General features: G+C 43.6%; 3 protein-coding genes and 1 pseudogene. 3 read left to right on the forward strand and 1 reads right to left on the reverse strand.

Annotation, left to right across the window (positions count from 1 at the left end; genetic code table 11):
• The 3 genes and pseudogenes from GRP75_RS25895 to GRP75_RS25905 form a co-directional block, all read left to right on the forward strand.
• Positions 1 to 202: pseudogene (locus GRP75_RS25895) on the forward strand (RNA polymerase sigma factor); the annotation flags it as partial.
• A 43-nt stretch (positions 203 to 245) separates the two neighbouring features.
• The gene (locus tag GRP75_RS25900) at positions 246 to 407 is read left to right on the forward strand and encodes a hypothetical protein (protein ID WP_160790758.1); all 162 of its coding nucleotides are present in this window, start codon (positions 246 to 248) and stop codon (positions 405 to 407) included.
• Positions 408 to 618: 211 nt separating this feature from the next.
• Entirely contained in the window at positions 619 to 1,026 is a 408-nt protein-coding gene (locus GRP75_RS25905; protein WP_160790759.1) for a hypothetical protein, read from the forward strand.
• A 298-nt stretch (positions 1,027 to 1,324) separates the two neighbouring features.
• Here GRP75_RS25905 and map read toward each other — a convergent pair.
• Positions 1,325 to 1,826 (reverse strand): type I methionyl aminopeptidase (map, locus tag GRP75_RS25910; protein ID WP_160790760.1); only part of this gene is annotated, 502 nt, incomplete at its 5' end.

Here is a 1,826-nt window from a genome sequence, read left to right on the forward strand (position 1 = left end):
GGAAAGTGAAAACTCGAAAACTTTTCTGAGAGCGTTGACGGCGGCATATCAGATGGGAGATATTGCAGCAATGGTTATGCTCTCCCATCAGGATGAAATGGAGCCGGACGTGGTGATCGGAATCGTCAATCATAAGCTGCACCGGAGTCTCGCTACAATAAAACAAACGGATTCCCATACCATGAGTATGATAGCGGCGTAGTTTGCGAAAAGAAATGCAGAGCTGATCATAGTGGTTGTTTCTGATGAAACAAGTTTCAGCCAATCCAATTTACGAACAGATTGTTCGGGATTACAGCCAGCAGGGTGAAATCATGCGGGGCAGTAACAGAGGCAGCGCACAGCCAATAATGGCAAAGAGTCCATGGTGGCTGTGCGGAAATATCGGGTTTATCATTCAGGAATAATATTTAATTTTTTATATTAGAAAGTGAACCCTGAGAGCTAACCCTTTTAACGTGAAGGAGCAGTGTTTTATAGAATAGCCTTTGCTTGATGCAGTGAAAAAGTTAGACCTGCCAACAAACATTGCGCATGACGACCAGTCGCTTTCTGACTAGTACAAGCTAAACGGGCAAATTTTAACTTCAGGTACCCGTTGATTTTGGGAGGTAAACAATGAATTTGAATGAAATTAAAAAGTTGCCAGATAATATGTCTAAAGAACAATTAGAATCCTATCTTATTCATTATTTGGATTCGATTGAAAATGTAGAGAAGATTAATACGCTTGAAATGTTAGAATGTTTTTCAGAATTTGCTGATAGGAGAGCTAACACCTATGAATTGTTAAGTGATTCGTTCAGAAAAAGAGTAGATCGTTTTGTACTTAAATTATGGAATGATACATCTTCGGAGATAGTCGATGTTTATTCATCCGTTGTTGTTAATCTAAATTTAAAAATGAGTTACAACTTTATGAAAGACTCTTTAGAAAGAGATCTAAATGAAGAAATCCGAGAAATTATCGAGGATACAATTAACGAGATAGGCGAGGATATAGAGGTCCCATTTAAAATGAATTGATATGTAGATTTTAAAGTTATATTGGGGAAGTGTCAGCTTAGCTAGTACTCCCCCGTGTAGATCAAGAGGATACTATCGGTGCATTGGACAAGCACATTGCGAATTTGTCTGGTAAAACAATCTACCTGTAATATTTCAAACTGTACTTCTATTGATAACGATGCAAGAAGTCATCAACTAATTTGGCGTTTGTCATCTGAATTACAGACTGATTTTCTACGAACTTTCGTCAGGCCAAGCAGGCCGGGTTCGCGACTTATTTCCTAAATGACGCTTTGCCGTCCGTTCGCCTCTATTCTTAATGGGCCGTTAAAATCAGTGGTCCGTCCGACGTAACTGCGATCGTATGCTCATATTGCGCTGACAACTTGCCGTCGGCCGTTCTCGCCGTCCACTGATCGTCGTCGATCGTGATACGGAACGTACCTTGGTTGATCATCGGTTCAATCGTAAACACCATGCCTTCCTTTAACCGAATGCCTTTGCCGGCTACGCCGATATGCTCGTAGCTTGGCTCCTCGTGCAGGCTCCGCCCGATCCCATGCGCCAGCAGATCGCGTACGACCGAAAACCCGTTTGATTCCGCATGCTGTTGAATCGCCGACGTTATGTCGCCGAGCCGGCCCCCCGGGAGTGCCCGGGCGATCCCCAGATCCAAGCATTCCTTTGTCACCTTCATTAATTTTTGCGCTTCCGGCCGGATATTGCCCACCGCATAGCACCAGCACGAATCGCCAAACCATCCACCGTATTCCACGACGATGTCGAGCTTCAGCAAGTCACCGTCCATAAGCGCCTGG

The sequence above is a fragment of the Paenibacillus sp. OT2-17 genome, from assembly GCF_009827695.1.
Lineage (GTDB): Bacteria > Bacillota > Bacilli > Paenibacillales > Paenibacillaceae > Paenibacillus > Paenibacillus polymyxa_B.